Source organism: Cryptosporangium minutisporangium (assembly GCF_039536245.1).
In the GTDB taxonomy this organism is placed as follows: domain Bacteria; phylum Actinomycetota; class Actinomycetes; order Mycobacteriales; family Cryptosporangiaceae; genus Cryptosporangium; species Cryptosporangium minutisporangium.
Genome location: NZ_BAAAYN010000044.1, coordinates 224,066 through 240,302, shown reverse-complemented (window position 1 = coordinate 240,302; position 16,237 = coordinate 224,066). Strand labels below are relative to the sequence as shown.

The following is a 16,237-nucleotide window of genomic DNA, read 5'->3' as shown; positions in this document are numbered from 1 at the left end:
GCTGCCGTGGGCGGGCCCCAGCACCGTAGTAAGCGCTACGCGAGGTGGGGGCGGATCGCTTCGGCGGCGTCCATTTGCGCCTGGACGGACGCCTGCACGTCGGCGCCGAGGGCGAAGAACCCGTGCGGCACCCCTGCGTAGCGGCGCACGGTCGTCGGTACGCCCGCCTCGGCCAGTCGCACGGCGAACTGCTCGCCCTGGTCCCGCAGCGGGTCGCGGTCGGCGGTGATCACGTGGGTCGGCGGCAGCGCGGCCAACGCCTCCGTGGGTGCCTCCAGCACGGCGAAGCGCGGATCCACCGCGTCGGTGGGCTGCGCGAACAGGTGCGTGAGGAACCAGTCCAACGACGGCCGGTCGAGCGTCGCCGCGTCCGCTGCGTCCAGCATGGACGGCGTGTCCTGCCGTACGGTGGTCACCGGCACGATCATCAGCAGCGCCGCCGGCCGCCGGGAGCCCACCGACCCGGTTCCGGACAGCCCTAGGCACGCCGACGCGGCGATGTTCGCGCCCATCGATTCCCCGGCCGCTACGACCCGGGCGGGGTCCGCACCCAACTCCGCCGCGTTCGCCAGCACCCACTCCAGCACGGCCCGGTAGTCCTCATGTCCGGCCGGGAACGGGTGCTCCGGCGCCAGCCGGTAGTCGACGCTGACGACCGCGCTGTCCAGCTGATCGCAGAGCGCCTGCGCGGTGGCGTCGACGGCCTCGCCGAGCACACCCCCGCCACCGTGCGCGTACACGACGACCGGCAACTGCTCCTCGGCTCCGGTCGGCCGGAACAGCACCACCGGCACACCGGCGATCGTCTGCTTCCCCACCGGCACCGGGGGCGGCGCCGACACCACGGACGCGATGGACGGGCGCTGCCGCGCCTCGGCCACCTCCAGCGTGTCCAGCGGCGCTGGCTCCAGCCGCGCGAACGCGTCCATCACCAGTTGGGCGTCGTGGTCGAGCAACCCGGATGCGTCGGTGGCCAGCCGGTCGGTGCGCCCGGACGACCGATCACGGAGCCCGTCGATCACCGAGGTCACGGCCGCGACGATCCGGGACGCAGCCGGCGACGCCGGAGCATCGGGGTGCGCGTGGCCGGACGAGCGTCGACGCGCCGCCAAATACTCCCGGCCGAGCGCCTGCAGGTCTGCACCGGAGGCGCGCAGCACCGGCAGCAACTCGTCCGCGACCTGGGCGAGGTGGACCCGGGTGCCCTCGATCAATCGGAGCAGCGCTTGCGCGAACTCCGGCTCGCCCGGCTCGGCGGCGTCCAGCACGGCCAGCCGCTCCTTCGCCGCGTGCTGCCCGCTGATCGCTTCGGCGACGATCGCGGAGGTCGGCCGCGGCCCGGCGTCGCCGCTGTACTTCTCCAGTGCAGGGAGGACCACCTGCTCCATCCCGGTGGACAACAACGAGAACCGGTGCACTAGCTGATCGGCGAGCGCCCGGCGGTCGCCGGGCCCCGCCTGGAGGTGTTCGAGCAGGCGGAGCACGACGACGTGGTCGTCGGCCACCGCCCGGTCGACGTCGCCGGGGAGCGGGAGGCGTGGCGGGTGCATCGTGTCCTCTCATCCAGCAGAGCTCTCATCGTGGGGAGATGACCGATCGCTACCCGTTCCGCCTCCCAAACATGTGTGACCCACCTGCGGGGTAAGCGCCTTTAAGGCAGACAGAAAGGGGCACCCGGATGGGGTCCGTGGTTGTCGCAACGTTCAACATCCAGCACGGGCGGACCGAGTCGGGCTCGATCGAGCCCGGGCTGCTCGGCAAGGCCTGCGCCGAGTTGGGTGCCTCGGTGATCGCCCTGCAGGAGGTGGACCGGTGTACCACCCGCTCCGGCGGGACCGACCTCACCGCGCTCGCGGCGGAGGAGACCGGCATGCAGTCGTGCTTCGGGGCCGCCATGGAGATGGAGGGCGGTGAGTACGGCAACGCGCTGCTCGTCGACGGCGACCTCGGTGATCGCGAGGTCGTGATCCTGCCCCAGACGTCCCGGTACGAGGGGGCCGAGCAGCGGGTCGCCATCCTCGCTCACGTGCACACCGCAGGGGAGACGCTCTCGGTCGGCGTCACCCACCTCGACTTCCGGCCGGCGCTCGCGGAGATCCAGCTCGCGTCCGTGATCGACGTGCTTCGCCGCCGCCCTGGTCCGCACCTGTTGATGGGTGACCTCAACCTGCCCCCGTCGGTAGTGGTCCCGGCCGTCGAGGCGGCCGGTTGGATCGCGACGGCCGGGCTGCAGACCTTTCCGCTGCGGCACCCCGATCGGACCATCGACTACGTGATCACGCAGGGACTCACGGTCGAGTCCGTGCACTCCCGCATTCTTCCGGTGGGTGATCACCGTGCCCTCGTCGCGACCGTGACGCCGGCCAGTGCCGCCGCGGCGGAGTAGGCGACGTCTCAGCGACGACGCAGCCGCGGCAAGCACCCACGCACGGGACCGCGACGCTGCGGGAGCCGACCCGTCCGCAAGGCCTCTCGGATCCGGGTGAGCGTCGGACGGTCGGCCGGGCGCCGGGCCAGCATGCGCAGCAGGATCGGTTCCAACCAGCCCGCTCGCTCCGGCGTACGGACCACTCCGAACTCGGGCGCCATCAACGTCGCCCAGCCGTCGTCGCCGCTGAACGCGTGCTCACCCTCGACCGCGTAGTACAGCGTCGCGCCGAGCCCGAAGACGTCCACCGCCGGACCCGGCGGCTCCCCGCGCACCTGCTCCGGTGCGGCGTACCCCGGGCTCCCCTTCGCCCGGCACGAGGTCGACGACGCCCCGGCGAGCGTCTGGGCGATCCCGAAGTCGGTGAGCCACGGATGGTCGTCGGTGGCGAGCAGAACGTTGGCGGGCTTCACGTCCCGGTGCACGATGCCCTGCTCGTGGGCGGCGTCCAGCGCCGACGCCAGGCTCGCCCCGATCGTCGCCACGGTGTCGACGTCGAGCGGCCCACTGTCCAGGACCCGCTGGAGGAGCGTCGGCCCCTCGATCGCGAGCATCACGATCCACGGTCGGCTGCGGTGCTCCACCACGTCGTACACGGGCACGATATGGGTGTGGCTCAGAGCTGCCGCGGTCCTCGCCTCCCGGAACGCTGCCGCGGTGAGCTTCGTGGTGCCGACCGCGTCCACCGGCGCCAGCCGAACCTCTTTGATCGCCACCGATCGCCCTAGTACCTGATCCCGCCCCAGCCAGACTGCCCCCATTCCCCCCACGCCCAATTCTCTCTGCAATTCGTATCGCCCAGCGATCACCCGCATCGGCTCCCCCACCCCATGACTGCATCCCCACTTGCATTCGGTACGTTAGGTGGGTTCCGATGCGACACCAAACCAACTGCGCCGTCTTCACGCTTTTACTAGGTTCATTTAATAGAGACGACGGAAGCGCCAATACCGTGACCAGGGTGATCGTCCGTTCGGACGATAATCCGTTCCTCCGTAGCGCCGATCAGCCTCCACACTGCCCCCGCAATTCCCGAACGCGCGGGATTCCCACTTCGGGAACACCGGTTAGCGGCTGTTCCCCTCATTCCTCGACCGTGGCATGGTTCGGTCTAATTGGTGGCAGGGATGCCACCAGAGTGCTCTGCGGGGAGGATCCATGGACGCTCCGGCTACCGCGGCGCACGGGGTGACGCCGGAGCCGTTCGGGCCGAACTCGATGGTCTGGCAGCACTTCGGCTCCCGGCTCGGCTACCTCCACGGAGCGGCGTACGGAATTCTCCAGAACATGCTTCCGGCGCTGGGGGCCGGCGTGACGCAACATTCCGACGTCTACGACGATCCCTGGGACCGGCTGATCCGCTCGCTCCCGCAGATTCTCGGTGTCGTGTACGACGGCTCGGACGCCGCGGCGACCGCCGAACAGATCCGCCGGTACCACGAGCCGATCACCGGCGTCGACGACCAGGGCCGCCGGTACCACGCGCTCGACCCGGACACGTACTACTGGGCCCACGCGACGTTCGTCCGGGCGATCTTCTTCGGCATCGAGATCGGTGGGATCGAGCTGACCGCCGCGCAGAAGGAGCAGCTCTACCGGGAGTCGGTCGACTGGTACGCGATGTACGGGCTGAGCATGCGCCCAGTGCCTCCCGACTACGCCGCCTTCTGCGCGTACTGGGACCGGATGTGCGCCGACGTCCTGGAACCGACGCCGGCGGCGTTACGGCTGTTGCAGCTCTTCGACCACTTCGGCGACTCGCCCTACCCGGGCGTGCCGAAGGTTCTCTGGCGCGGTGCCGCACCCCTCGTCGCCCGGCCGCTGCGGTGGCTGAACCACGGGGTGTTCCCGCCGGTGGTCCGGGAGAAGCTCGGGATCACCTGGACCGACCGTGACGAACGCCGGTTCCGCCGGGTGATGCGGACGATGGGCGCGGTGTGGTCGCGGATGCCACCGCGGGTCCGGCTGATCTCCCGTGCGTACGCCGCCCACCGCCGGGTGGCGCGCCGACACTGAAATTTCTCGGAGGAGTTGTCGATCCGGCCGGGGTCCGTTCGTGTAAGGGCTGACGGAGCAACCGATCGAACGGAGTTTCACGATGGCTCAGTACCTGCTCAGCGTCTACCAGCCCGAGGGCGAGGCGCCACAGCCGGAGACCCTCGCCGGGATCATGGAGAACGTCGCGAAGCTCGAGCAGGAGATGAGGGACGCCGGCGCCTGGGTGTTCTCCGGCGGCCTGGAGGCGCCGAGCACCGCGACCGTGGTGCGGACGACCGGCGAACTCCTCCCGAACGGGTCCCTGTCCAGCGACGAGGTACTGCTCACCGACGGCCCGTTCATCGAGGCCAAGGAGTACCTCGGTGGGTTGACGGTCATCGAGGCCGAGGATCTGGACGAAGCGCTGCGCTGGGGGCGGAAGACCGCCGCGACGATCGGGCTGCCGATCGAGGTCCGTCCCTTCCACTGGGCGGGCTCCTGACCACCCCGGACACCGGCTCCGTGCGCCACAGCCCGGCGGCGCACGGACCGGCACCCGTAGCGGACGGCGCCGGCCCCAGGGCCACGATCGAGGAGATCGAGGCCGTGTTCCGGGCCGAGTACGGGCGCACGGTCGCCGTCCTGGTTCGCGTCTGCGGCGACATCGACCTGGCCGAGGAGTACGTCCAGGACGCGTTCACCGCCGCCGTCGGCCGCTGGCCGACCGAGGGTGTGCCACCCAGCCCCGCCGGGTGGCTGATCACCACTGCCCGCAATCGCGCCATCGACCGCCTCCGCCGCGAGCGCAGTCGGGACGCGCGCCATGCCCAGGCAGTGGCCCTGCTGGACGACGAGCCACCGGAGGAGGTGGGTGCCGTGCAGGACGACCGGCTCCGGCTGATCTTCACCTGCTGCCACCCCGCGCTCGCACCGGCCGCGCGGGTCGCCCTCACCTTGCGCCTGCTCGGTGGCTTGACGACTCCGGAGATCGCACGCGCCTTCCTGGTGCCCGAGCCGACGATGGCGGCCCGGATCACCCGCGCGAAGAAGAAGATCGCCGCGGCTCGCATCCCGTACCGGATGCCGCGGGAGGCCGACCTGCCGGACCGCCTGCGCGCCGTGCTCGCGGTCGTCTACCTCATCTTCAACGAGGGGTACGCAGCCAGCGCCGGTGACCGGCTCGTCCGCGCCGAGCTCTGCGCGGAGGCGGTCCGGTTGGGCCGGCTCCTGGTCGAGCTGATGCCCGACGAACCCGAGGCGCGAGGGCTGCTGGCGCTGATGTTGCTCGCCGAAGCCCGCCGGGACGCCCGGGTGGGCGCCGACGGCACGCTGGTACCTCTCACGGCGCAGGACCGATCGAAGTGGAACGCGACGCTGGTCACGGAGGGTCGCGCTCTCGTCCGCCAATGCCTGCGGCGCGGGCAGCCCGGCCCGTACCAGGTGCAGGCGGCGATCAGCGCGGTGCACACCGACGGACCGGAACCGGACTGGACCCAGATCCGGCGGCTCTACGACCAGTTGCTGACGCTGACCCCGACCCCGGTGGTCGCGCTCAATCGGGCCGTCGCGATCGCCGAGGTGGAGGGGCCGGCTGCGGCACTTCCGCTCGTCGACGCACTACCGCTGGGCGACTACCACCTGTTCCACGCCGTCCGCGCCGACCTGCTGCGCCGCCTCGGCCGCAACGCCGAGGCCAGGGCCGCGTTCGAGGCCGCGCTGGCCCGCACCGACAACGAGTCCGAACAGGCGTTCCTGCGGCGAGCGATCTCCGAGCTCTGAGCGGCCGGGGATCACCACCGCGCGCGGGACGCCAACCCGATCGCGTACGCCTGCCACCAGACACCCGCCTTCGGTGCGCCGGCTCGGCAGGTGCCGTCGGACAGCCCGATCGTCTTCACCCACAGCGTCGCGTCCAGTAGCGGGTCGCGGGTCGAGGTGGTCGGCCGAGCCCCGAGCGCCCGTCCCGGTGGATTGCACCAGGACAGCGTGCCGGTCCAGGGGCCGTTGCCGTTGCGGCTCACGTCGATCACGAAGTGCGCACCGTCGGAGGCGGCCGAGACCTGCCGTCCGTACTCCAGCTCGCGCGCCGTGGTCTGGAAGTTCGCGACGTTCAACGCGAACCCGGCGGCCTGGTCGATGCCGGCCTGCTCCAGCCGGGTGGCGATCGTGGCGGCCGGCTTGAACGAGCTGTGCCCGGCGTCCAGGTACACGGCGACGCCGGGTGTGTTCGTCAGCTTCGCCACGGCGTACCGCAGCAAGGCCAGCCGGGACGCCTGCCGGGCGGCGGTGAGGCAATCGAGGTGGGGTAGCGCGTCCGGCTCCAGGACCACGACGACCTTGCCACCGGCCAGACCGGCCGCGACGTGGTTCACCCAGGTGCGGTAGGCGGTATCGCTCTTCGCGCCACCGGCGGAGTAGCCCTCGCAGTCACGGAACGGGATGTTGTAGAGCACGACCGGCAGCAGCTTGTTGGCCTTCTTCGCGGCGGCTACCAGGGACGCCGCCTGCGTCCGCGCCTTCACCGGGCTGAGCCAGTCACCGAGCCACACCGCCTGCGGTTGGCCGGCGATCTTGCCGAGCAGCGTTCGGGTGCGGGTATCCGACCGCGGGGTTCTGGCCAGGGCGACGGCTGCCGCGCTGCCGGGCGCGGTGAACAGCGCACGGCTGCGGACGATGGCCCGCTGGGCGTTCGGCGTGGTGGCGGCCGCGGTGGCCACCAGTGCGTTACCGGGCTGCGCGAAAGCGCGCTCGAGGCTCGTCGAGGTCGGCTCACCCGCAGCGAGGGTGGTGATGCTGATCGCGGCGGCGGCGAGGACACGCAGCCCACGGCGCCGACCGCCGAGCGTCCGCATGACCGGTTCATCGGCCGGTCCGGTCCGCACCTGATGCTTCGGGCCCACCGTTTCGCCGCCGGTGCAGAGCGGGTGCGGATGCCCGAATCAGATGGCGTCCGACGAACGGGGGACGACGTCGGGGTAGCGCGAACCACGCTTCCTCCCTGGAGAGCCCCGATGACCAGCTCCACCGCGAACCAGCCGACCCCGAACACCGCCGAGTCGACGCCGACCGCGGATGGTGGGCTGTCGTTTCCCACGATCGCCGGGCCCGAAGGCTTCGACCCGCCGGCCACCGAGGTCCGGTTCGTCTCGCCGGACCGCGCGCTCGCGCTCCCGGTCCCCGACGCCGCGCTCCCCGCCCCCGCCGCCGCGCTCGCCGGCGCGAACCAGGCCTGGACCCGCGGCGCTGCTTCGATCCCGCCGTACTCCCCGACCGGCTCGTTCCCGGGCGATTACCCGCCGGCCGCGCGCCCGGTGAGCTTCGACTCGCCCGGTTACGGATACGGCTACGCCGCCGCTCCGAGCTGGGCACCCGCCTTCGACGGCCCGAAAGCCTGGCCGGTGGGGGTCTTCACCGTGCTCTTCGGGATCTTCGGCGCGATCTCTGCCGCCCGCCGTTCCAGCGACGCCCGCGCTCTCGGCCTCCCCGGCGGCCGCTACTGGGCCGTGTTCGCGGGTGCGCTGGTCGGGAGCTTCGCGCTCTGGACCCTCGTCCTGGGTCTGGCGATCGCGGTGGCGATCCCGGCCTACCTGCAGTCGGTGACCGTGATGACGACCGGTCAGCTCGAGCGGCAGCTCGAGTCGAGCAGCGCGGCCGGCGTCACGGTCGCCGACGCCGTCTGCCTGGAGGAGGCCGTCGACGCGACCGGTGTGGGCACCTACCAGTGCCTTCTCATGTTCACGAACGGTGACGACTTGACCTACCGGATCACGGTGAGCGACGACGGCACCTGGGCGGCGTCTGAGGCCGACTGAGACACCGGCGGCAGTCCGCACGGAACGCGTGGTTTTCGCACTCGATTCCCGTTGGGTGACATCGTTCAATCGGACATCGGACGTCCGCACGGAAATGGCGTGAGCGTAGCCGGAGAGCCCGGCGTCCGCGTTATTCTGCCCCTGTTCCGCCCGGCCGAGCCACGGCCGCCGAGCGCTACTGGCACAGGGGGAAACACCCGTGGACGCAGTACCCGCTTCTCAGGCCATCGAGGCGATAACCAGTCGTTTGGTACGAGCGGACGCGAACCCGGCGGAGGCTGAAGCGGATCCCACGTTCGGATCACTGTTCAAAGCGGTTGCCGATCGTTTACTGCTCAGCGACGCCGGACGCGGTGCGTATCAGCGAATAACGGAGCATCCCACGGACGACGACGCGAAAGATGCGGCAATTCGAACGTTGCAATTCGAGTTGGACCGCGACCACGTTTTTGCCGCACGCATTCAGGCCCTGCTCGCCGGAGAAGAAGATCCGGAAATGGCGGTGGTTCCGCCACCGCGCCGCTCGAAATTGGGCTGGATTCTCGGCGTCGGGGTGCTGCTGTTGGTCGTCGGGCTGGCCGCGGCGGCGCTGGCCGCTCCCCGGGTGACGAACGGCGGCGCTCCGAGCGTCGCGGTCACCCCGTCCCCGTCGCCGTTCGGACCGACCTGGAAGGTGGTTGCCGACGTCGACGTCCGGGCGAACGACGTCGAGTTCGACCGCCGGTACGGCGACCTCTACGCGACCGCCAACGTCGACGGCACCGTCACGCTGTGGAAGGTCGGGCGGAAGGCACGGCTGGCGCGGTTCGACTCGACGAACGGCATGCCGGCGGCCGGGGCCCAGGACATGAAGTCGCTCGAGTTCAGCCGGGACGGAAGCCGGCTGGTCGCCGGTGGGATGCGCGGCTCGGTGGAGGTCTGGGACCTCGACACCGGGCGGCTGGTGACCCGGCCGTTCGGCGCCGGGCGGATGGGCGTCGTGAACGGTGTGACGTTCTCACCGAACGGGCGGTTGGTCGCCACCGCCAGTGCGGACGGGACCGTTCGGCTCTGGAATCCGACGAACGGCCAGCAGCTCGGTGCTCCGATCCGAGCGACGCCCGAAGATTCGGCGTACGAAGTCGCGGTGACCGCCGTGAAGTTCAGCCCGAACGGAAGGGTGCTGGCCACGCTCTCCGACGACGGTTCGGTGTCGTTCTGGGACGTCGCGACGCGGCAGCGGATCCGTCAGGCGGACACGCCGTCGACGACCGTGGGGACGGCGGGGGACGAGTTGATCTACCGACCGGACGGGCGAGTGGTCGCCACCGTCAGCGCGTCCGGGTTGCACCAGTGGGACGCGCGCACCGGGCGCACGGTCCCGGTACCGAAGACCGATTCCATCGGCGCGTTCGCGTTCCGGCCGGACGGCAAGATGCTGGTCTGCGCCAGCATCGAAGGGCCGGTGAAGCTCTACGACCCGACGACGCTCAGGTCGGTCGGCAACCCGCCGTCCGGCGAGTTCCGGTTCGTGGACGCGCTGGCGTTCAGCCCGACCGGCAAGTACCTCGCCGCCGCCGAGGCCGACGGCAAACTCCGGATCTGGAGCGTGTGACCCGTCAGGCGACGGTGATCTCGTCGGCCTCGGCCTTGGCGGCGATGTCGGAGCGGAACTGGGCACCCTCGAACGTGATCTGCTGGACCTTCGCGTACGCCGCCGCGCGGGCCGCAGCCAGGTCGTCGCCGGTGCCGGTCACCGAGAGCACCCGGCCACCGCTGGTCACCAGCTCTCCGGCGTCGTTGCGCGCGGTCGCGGCGTGCAGCACTCCGGGCTGGTCGGCGCCGGTGATGACGTCCCCGGTGCGCGGGGTGCCGGGGTACCCAGCCGAGGCCATCACCACGGTGACGGCGGAGCCGTCGCGCCACTGCAGCGGCGGGTGGGCGCCGAGCGTCCCGGTGGCGGCCGCGTGCAGCAGCCCGGCCAGCGGCGTCTCCAGCATCGCGAGGACGACCTGCGTCTCGGGGTCACCGAAGCGCGCGTTGAACTCGATCACCCGCGGCCCGCGGGCCGTGATCGCCAACCCGACGTAGAGGACGCCGACGAACGGGGTGCCCCGGCTGGCGAGGTCGTTGAGCGTGGGCGTGACGACATCACGCATCACCTCGTCGACCGAGCCTTCGGGTAGCCAGGCCAGCGGCGTGTACGCACCCATGCCGCCGGTGTTGGGGCCGGTGTCGCCGTCGCCGATGCGCTTGAAGTCCTGCGCCGGGAGCAGCGGGACGGCCGCGCTGCCGTCGGTGATGACGAACAGCGACACCTCCGGGCCGTCGAGGTACTCCTCGATCACGACCCGTCCGCACTCCGCCGCGTGGGCGAGGGCCGCGGCGCGGTCGTTGGTGACCACGACGCCCTTGCCCGCGGCGAGCCCGTCGGCCTTCACCACGTACGGGGCGCCGAACAGGTCGAGGGCGGCCTCCACCTGTGGGGCGTCGTCGCAGGTGCGGGATTCGGCGGTGGGGACGCGCGCCGCGCTCATCACGGCTTTGGCGAACGACTTCGAACCCTCGATGCGCGCGGCCGCGGCGTCCGGGCCGAAGACCGGGACGCCCTCCTCGCGCACCATGTCGGCGACGCCGGCCATCAACGGCGCCTCGGGTCCGATCACCACGAGGTCGGCGTCGACCTGGCGGGCCAGCGCGGCGACGGCATAGGGGTCGGTCGCCTTGACCGGCTCGATCTGAGCGATCGCGGCGATGCCGGCATTGCCGGGAGCGCAGACGAGACGCTCGACGGAGGGGTCAGCTGCCAGCGCCGTACACAGGGCGTGTTCGCGGGCACCGGATCCGATTACGAGGACGCGCACGCGACGAGCCTAGTGGCGGCGCCAGTCGCCCGGTGCCCCGGCCGCCAAGCTGTGGACACCGCCACCCGCACCGGGCGCGCGGGGCCCGCAGGGCGGGCGCGGGGCGGGTTTTGTAGGAAGACCACCTCTCCCGGGTCCCGCAGAGGTTGGCTTTCGGGAAACCACCCCGTCGGGTGGTCAGTGGGGGTTGCTGGCGCGGGCGGGGGCGATGGTCACGCCGCTGTCGGACAGGCGCGCCGCCGAGCGCGGGCCGGACCGAGCCCGTCGGCCGCCGAGTCGCGTCAGCGTGACCCGGTGTGGTGCGACCCGGGGACGCGGCGCCGGCCCGGACCGGGCAGCGAGCCACCGCTGCACCTCGGTGCTCCGTCCGAGCCGCCAGGTTGCCAGCGAGAGCATCGGAATCGTCAGCAGGTCGGCCATCGTGAGCCCGTGCTCGCTGTCGAGCGTCCAGAGGACCAGGCCCTCCACGGGACCGTTGGCGAGGACCCAGACCGGAGCAAGAACGGCGAGCGCGGACGCACATCGGCAGCTACCGCGTACCGCACCGACCGCCGTTCCGAGAGAGAGCGCGAGGACGCAGAGCGGTAGAGACACCTTTTGAGTAGATCATGCCTATTGCAGAGAAGATGTACCGTTTCATTAACTCGCCGTGACGTGCCGTCCAGCGACGCGGGGCCGGCCGCCAACGCGACCGGCCCCGCCCCGCAACGTGGATCAGCCCTGGTAGTGCCGGTCCAGCACGGTGAACACCTCGTCGAGGATCGCGAGGCCTTCCTTGGCCTCACCGTCGCTGATCGTGCACGGCGGCACCACGTGCATCCGGTTCATGTTGACGAACGGGATCAGCCCGCGGCGCTTCGCCTCGGCCAGCAACTCGGCCATCGGCGCGTTGTCGGCGCCGGCCGCGTTGTAGGGCACCAGCGGTTCCCGGGTCTCCCGGTTGCGCACCAGGTCGAGTGCCCAGAACACGCCGAGGCCCCGGACCTCACCGATCACCGGGTGACGGGAGGCCAGGTCGCGCAGGCCGGGCTCGAAGACCTCCTCGCCGACCCGGGCTGCGTTCTCGACGACGCCCTCCTCGGCCATCGCGTTGATCGTCGCGACCGCCGCCGCGCACGCCAGCGGGTGACCGGAGTACGTGAGGCCGCCCGGGAACGGACGCTCGGCGAACGTCGCGGCGATCTCGTCGGAGATGATGACGCCGCCCAGCGGCACGTAACCCGAGTTCACGCCCTTCGCGAACGTGATCAGGTCCGGGGTGACGCCCCAGTGGTCCACCGCGAACCACTCGCCGGCCCGGCCGAAGCCCGCCATCACCTCGTCGGCGACGAACACGATGCCGTACCGGTTGCACAGCTCCCGGACCCCGGCTAGGTAACCGCCCGGCGGTACCAGGATTCCGGCGGTACCAGGGATCGACTCCAGCACGATCGCGGCGATCGTCGACGGGCCCTCGAGCTGGATCGTCGCCTCGAGGTGGGCCAGCGCGCGGTCGTTCTCCTCCTCCTCGGTCGTCGCCCAGAACGGCGAGCGGTACAGGTACGGCCCGAAGAAGTGGTGGACGTCGGTCGCGGCGCCGTCGTTCGGCCACCGGCGCGGGTCCCCGGTCATCTGCATCGCGGTGGCCGTGTTGCCGTGGTAGCTGCGGTAGGTCGTCAGCACCTTGCGGCGACCGGTGTGCAGCCGGGCCATCCGGACCGCGTTCTCGTTGGCGTCCGCGCCGCCGTTGGTGAAGAAGACCTTGTTCAGGCCCTCCGGCGCGCGCTCGACGATCAGCCGCGCCGCCTCGCTCCGGACGTCGTTCGCGAACGCCGGTGCCACGGTGCAGAGCTTCGCCGCCTGCTCCTGGATCGCGGCGACCACCTTCGGGTGCTGGTGCCCGATGTTCGTGAACACCAGCTGCGAGGTGAAGTCGAGGTACCGGTTGCCCTCGGGGTCCCAGATGTAGGAGCCCTGCGCGCCGGCCACCACCATCGGCTTGATCAGCGACTGCGCCGACCAGGAGTGGAAAACGTGCGCGCGGTCCAGCTCGTAGGCGCGCGCGCCAGCTTCGACGTCGGTCATTCAAGTGCTCCTTACTTGTTCTGGGGGAAACCCAGGTCGACGCCACGGTGGGACGGGTCGGGCCACCGCGTCGTGACGACCTTGCCTCGGGTCCAGAACCGCACGCCCTCGGCCCCGTACATGTGCACGTCGCCGAAGAGCGAGTTCCGCCAGCCACCGAAAGAGTAGGTGGCGACCGGCACCGGGATCGGCACGTTGATGCCGACCATGCCAACCTCGACGTCGAGCCCGAACTGCCGGGCGACGCCGCCGTCGCAGGTGAACAGCGCCACGCCGTTCGCGTACGGGTTGCTGTTCACCAGCTCGAGCGCGTCGTCGTAGGTCTCGGCGCGGACGACCGAGAGCACCGGGCCGAAGATCTCGTCGGTGTAGATCGACATGTCCTTGCCGACGTTGTCGAAGAGTGTCGGGCCGACCCAGTAGCCGTTCTCGCGGCCTTCGACGCTGACCGCGCGGCCGTCGGCGACGAGCGTGGCACCGGCGGCCTCGCCCTGGTCGATGTAGCTCTTGATCTTGTCGCGGTGCTGGGCGGAGATGACCGGACCCATCTCGGCGCCGGCCGCGTCGCCCGGTGCGACCTTGACACTCGGGATCCGGGAAGCGATCTTGCCGACCAGCTCGTCCGCGACCGCGCCGACCGCGACGACGACCGAGACGGCCATGCACCGCTCGCCGGCCGCACCGTAGCCCGCGCTGACCGCGGCGTCGGCGGCCAGGTCCAGGTCGGCGTCGGGCAGCACGACCATGTGGTTCTTCGCGCCGCCGAGGGCCTGGACACGCTTGCCGTTGGCGCTGGCGGTCTGGTGGATGTACTTCGCGATCGGCGTCGAACCGACGAAGCTCACCGCGGCGACGTCCGGGTGGTTCAGCAGGCCGTCGACCGCGACCTTGTCTCCGTGCAGCACGTTGAAGACGCCGTCGGGCAGGCCGGCCTCGGCCCACAGCTCGGCCAGCCGGACGCCGGCCGACGGGTCCTTCTCGCTCGGCTTGAGGACGAACGTGTTGCCGCAGGCGATCGCGATCGGCGCCATCCACAGCGGCACCATGACCGGGAAGTTGAACGGCGTGATGCCGGCGACGACGCCCAGCGGCTGGCGCACCGAGAACGAGTCGACGCCGGTCGAGACGTTGGGGCTCTGGTCGCCCTTGATGTGCTCGCCGATGCCGCAGGCGAACTCGACGATCTCCAGCCCGCGAGCGACCTCGCCCTTGGCGTCCGGGACCGTCTTGCCGTGCTCGCGGCTGATGATGCGGGCCAGCTCGTCGGTGTGGCGGTCGAGCAGCTCCCGGAACGCGAACAGGACGCGGGTGCGCTGGGCGAGGCTCGAACGTCGCCAGGTCTTGAACGCGGCCTTCGCGGCGGCGACGGCGGTGTCGACGTCTGCGGCGCCGGCGAAGGGCACGGCGGCGATCTGCTCGCCGCTGCTCGGGTCGTACACCGGCCCGGTGCGGACCTCGCCGGCGTCGACGGCGCCCTCGGTCGGCTTGCCGTCGATCCAGTGCGGGACGGTGCGCATCGGCTTCTCCTTCGGGGGGTCGTGGGGGTCCAGGGCTACCGTCACCCGGATCTGGACCAGTGCCAAGATCCAGTTCACGCCGTTGTAATGGGTCCAGTTGCGTGCGAGGCTGGTGTGGTGACCCTCCTGGCCGAGCTGGACCGGAGCAGCAGCGTGCCGCTCTACCGGCAACTGCGGGTCGCGCTGGAGCGGGAGATCCTTTCCGGGCGGATCGGGGCCGAAGGCCGGTTGCCGTCGTCCCGCGAACTCGCCACCGCACTCGGCGTCTCCCGGAACACCGTCGTCACCGCCTACCAGGAGCTCATCGCCGAGGGCTACGTGACGCCGATGCCACGGTCGGGTCTCGCGGTCAACGCCGAGCTACGGCCCGAGCCCGAGCCCGCCCCGCGGCGGACGGACGGCCGATTCGACTGGGACGCCCGGCTGGTCCAGGCGCCCGACGCCGACCTGCCGATCTCGCACCGCCCCCGCGACTGGCAGCGCTACCGCTACCCGTTCCTCAGCGGTCAGCCCTCGGCCGATCTCTTCCCTCGCCGCGCCTGGCAGCGGGCCCTGCGCGCCGCGCTGGAGCCACCGCACTTCTGGCCGAGCCTGTCCGACAGCGGCGACGCGGACGACCCGATGCTGGTCGAGGCGCTGTGCCGCCACATCCTTCCGGCCCGCGGCATCGACGCGGACCCGTCGCAGGTGCTGGTGACGCTCGGCTCCCAGCAGGGCCAGGCGCTGATCGCCGGTGAGTTGCTCGGCCCGGGCAAACGGCTGGCCGTCGAGGATCCCGGCTACCCGGACCTCTGGCACATCGCGGTGCGGGCCGGAGCGTCGCTGGTGCCCCTGGACGTGGACGGTGGCGGGCTGGTGCCGACCGACACGCTGGCCTCCTGCGATGCGGTGGCGGTGACGCCGAGCCACCAGTACCCGACGAACGTCACGCTCACCGTCGGGCGCCGGCACCAGCTGCTGGACGCGTCGCCCGACCTGGTGATCATCGAGGACGACTACGACGCCGAGTTCCGCTACTCCGGTAGTCCGACGCCCGCGTTGAAAGCGCTCGACCACCGCGGACAGGTCGTGTACCTGGGCAGCTTCTCGAAGTTCCTGGCTCCCGGCCTCCGACTGGGCTTCCTGGTGGCGGACGCCCGGCTGGTCGCCGCCCTGCGGGAACGGCGCCGGTTCCACGTACGTCACGTCCCTGGCCAGCAACAACGCGCTCTGGCGCTGCTGATCACGTCGGGCGACTACGCGCGGGCACTCCGCCGGGCACGGACCATCTTGCGTGACCGGTGGCGGCGCACGGTGGCGGCCGTGGAGGAACACCTGGCGTGGCGCCCGGCCTTCGGCGACACCTTCCCGGCCGGGGGCACCGCCCTCTGGGCCGTCGGGCCTCCCGATCTGAACAGCCGCGCGCTCGCTGCGGCGGCACGCACCCGTGGCGTCCTGATCGAGCCGAGCGACGCCTACCACCTGCGCGCCCCGAGGCGACTGAACGCGGTCAAGATCGGCTTCGCCAGCGTGCCCACCGACCGCATCGACGCCGGTATCGCCGAGCTGGCCACCGCCTGGCGCGACCTTGCACCTTCGCGGCCGTCATAGGGGCCA

General features: G+C 71.2%; 14 protein-coding genes. 7 read left to right on the top strand and 7 right to left on the bottom strand.

Going from position 1 to position 16,237, the window contains the following annotated elements:
- Positions 1–35 precede the first annotated feature (35 nt).
- Positions 36–1,550 carry an alpha/beta hydrolase fold domain-containing protein gene (locus ABEB28_RS31410; RefSeq protein ID WP_345731861.1) on the bottom strand — a complete coding sequence of 505 codons (1,515 nt, stop codon included), beginning with the start codon at positions 1,548–1,550 and terminating at the stop codon, positions 36–38.
- A 128-nt stretch (positions 1,551–1,678) separates the two neighbouring features.
- Between ABEB28_RS31410 and ABEB28_RS31405 the strand changes: the two genes are divergently transcribed.
- The gene (locus ABEB28_RS31405; protein ID WP_345731860.1) at positions 1,679–2,386 is read left to right on the top strand and encodes an endonuclease/exonuclease/phosphatase family protein; all 708 of its coding nucleotides are present in this window, start codon (positions 1,679–1,681) and stop codon (positions 2,384–2,386) included.
- An 8-nt stretch (positions 2,387–2,394) separates the two neighbouring features.
- Here ABEB28_RS31405 and ABEB28_RS31400 read toward each other — a convergent pair whose 3' ends face one another.
- A complete protein-coding gene (locus ABEB28_RS31400; RefSeq protein WP_345732048.1) occupies positions 2,395–3,243 on the bottom strand; it encodes a serine/threonine-protein kinase in 849 nt (282 codons plus the stop codon).
- Between the two features lie 343 nt (positions 3,244–3,586).
- Here ABEB28_RS31400 and ABEB28_RS31395 point away from each other — a divergent pair, with 343 nt between their 5' ends.
- The 3 genes from ABEB28_RS31395 to ABEB28_RS31385 all read left to right on the top strand — a co-directional run bounded on the left by ABEB28_RS31395 (position 3,587) and on the right by ABEB28_RS31385 (position 6,184).
- The gene (locus ABEB28_RS31395; protein WP_345731859.1) at positions 3,587–4,444 is read left to right on the top strand and encodes an oxygenase MpaB family protein; all 858 of its coding nucleotides are present in this window, start codon (positions 3,587–3,589) and stop codon (positions 4,442–4,444) included.
- Positions 4,445–4,526: 82 nt separating this feature from the next.
- Entirely contained in the window at positions 4,527–4,907 is a 381-nt protein-coding gene (locus tag ABEB28_RS31390) for a YciI family protein (protein ID WP_345731858.1), read from the top strand.
- An 86-nt stretch (positions 4,908–4,993) separates the two neighbouring features.
- Complete coding sequence (locus ABEB28_RS31385; RefSeq protein WP_345732047.1) at positions 4,994–6,184, top strand: RNA polymerase sigma factor; 1,191 nt, start codon at positions 4,994–4,996, stop codon at positions 6,182–6,184.
- Positions 6,185–6,195: 11 nt separating this feature from the next.
- Here the strand turns inward: ABEB28_RS31385 and ABEB28_RS31380 are convergent, their stop codons facing one another.
- Complete coding sequence (locus tag ABEB28_RS31380; RefSeq protein WP_345731857.1) at positions 6,196–7,257, bottom strand: glycoside hydrolase family 6 protein; 1,062 nt, start codon at positions 7,255–7,257, stop codon at positions 6,196–6,198.
- Between the two features lie 159 nt (positions 7,258–7,416).
- Between ABEB28_RS31380 and ABEB28_RS31375 the strand changes: the two genes are divergently transcribed.
- Together ABEB28_RS31375 and ABEB28_RS31370 are read left to right on the top strand one after the other, a co-directional pair.
- Positions 7,417–8,217, top strand: coding sequence for a hypothetical protein (locus tag ABEB28_RS31375; protein ID WP_345731856.1), 801 nt, complete (start codon positions 7,417–7,419; stop codon positions 8,215–8,217).
- A gap of 496 nt (positions 8,218–8,713) precedes the next feature.
- The gene (locus ABEB28_RS31370; protein WP_345731855.1) at positions 8,714–9,811 is read left to right on the top strand and encodes a WD40 repeat domain-containing protein; all 1,098 of its coding nucleotides are present in this window, start codon (positions 8,714–8,716) and stop codon (positions 9,809–9,811) included.
- 4 nt (positions 9,812–9,815) lie between these two features.
- Here ABEB28_RS31370 and purD read toward each other — a convergent pair whose 3' ends face one another.
- The 4 genes from purD to ABEB28_RS31350 all read right to left on the bottom strand — a co-directional run bounded on the left by purD (position 9,816) and on the right by ABEB28_RS31350 (position 14,641).
- Positions 9,816–11,060 carry a phosphoribosylamine--glycine ligase gene (gene purD / locus ABEB28_RS31365; RefSeq protein ID WP_345731854.1) on the bottom strand — a complete coding sequence of 415 codons (1,245 nt, stop codon included), beginning with the start codon at positions 11,058–11,060 and terminating at the stop codon, positions 9,816–9,818.
- Between the two features lie 177 nt (positions 11,061–11,237).
- Complete coding sequence (locus ABEB28_RS31360; protein WP_345731853.1) at positions 11,238–11,654, bottom strand: hypothetical protein; 417 nt, start codon at positions 11,652–11,654, stop codon at positions 11,238–11,240.
- 120 nt (positions 11,655–11,774) lie between these two features.
- Positions 11,775–13,124: an aspartate aminotransferase family protein gene (locus tag ABEB28_RS31355; protein ID WP_345731852.1), complete on the bottom strand. Its 1,350-nt coding sequence runs from the start codon at positions 13,122–13,124 to the stop codon at positions 11,775–11,777.
- Between the two features lie 11 nt (positions 13,125–13,135).
- On the bottom strand, positions 13,136–14,641 hold the full coding sequence (locus ABEB28_RS31350) for a CoA-acylating methylmalonate-semialdehyde dehydrogenase (protein ID WP_345732046.1): 1,506 nt from the start codon (positions 14,639–14,641) through the stop codon (positions 13,136–13,138).
- A 114-nt stretch (positions 14,642–14,755) separates the two neighbouring features.
- Here ABEB28_RS31350 and pdxR point away from each other — a divergent pair, with 114 nt between their 5' ends.
- Positions 14,756–16,231 (top strand): MocR-like pyridoxine biosynthesis transcription factor PdxR, encoded by a 1,476-nt coding sequence (gene pdxR, locus ABEB28_RS31345; protein WP_376980434.1) that lies wholly within the window; start codon positions 14,756–14,758, stop codon positions 16,229–16,231.
- The last annotated feature ends 6 nt before the right edge of the window (positions 16,232–16,237 follow it).

Excerpts from the sequence above, each read along its gene's own strand:
- ABEB28_RS31410 (WP_345731861.1), bottom strand. The coding sequence starts at position 1,550 with ATGCACCCGCCACGCCTCCCGCTCCCCGGCGACGTCGACCGGGCGGTG.
- ABEB28_RS31405 (WP_345731860.1), top strand. The coding sequence starts at position 1,679 with ATGGGGTCCGTGGTTGTCGCAACGTTCAACATCCAGCACGGGCGGACC.
- ABEB28_RS31400 (WP_345732048.1), bottom strand. The coding sequence starts at position 3,243 with ATGCGGGTGATCGCTGGGCGATACGAATTGCAGAGAGAATTGGGCGTG.
- ABEB28_RS31395 (WP_345731859.1), top strand. The coding sequence starts at position 3,587 with ATGGACGCTCCGGCTACCGCGGCGCACGGGGTGACGCCGGAGCCGTTC.
- ABEB28_RS31390 (WP_345731858.1), top strand. The coding sequence starts at position 4,527 with ATGGCTCAGTACCTGCTCAGCGTCTACCAGCCCGAGGGCGAGGCGCCA.
- ABEB28_RS31380 (WP_345731857.1), bottom strand. The coding sequence starts at position 7,257 with ATGCGGACGCTCGGCGGTCGGCGCCGTGGGCTGCGTGTCCTCGCCGCC.
- ABEB28_RS31375 (WP_345731856.1), top strand. The coding sequence starts at position 7,417 with ATGACCAGCTCCACCGCGAACCAGCCGACCCCGAACACCGCCGAGTCG.
- ABEB28_RS31370 (WP_345731855.1), top strand. The coding sequence starts at position 8,714 with ATGGCGGTGGTTCCGCCACCGCGCCGCTCGAAATTGGGCTGGATTCTC.
- ABEB28_RS31355 (WP_345731852.1), bottom strand. The coding sequence starts at position 13,124 with ATGACCGACGTCGAAGCTGGCGCGCGCGCCTACGAGCTGGACCGCGCG.
- ABEB28_RS31350 (WP_345732046.1), bottom strand. The coding sequence starts at position 14,641 with ATGCGCACCGTCCCGCACTGGATCGACGGCAAGCCGACCGAGGGCGCC.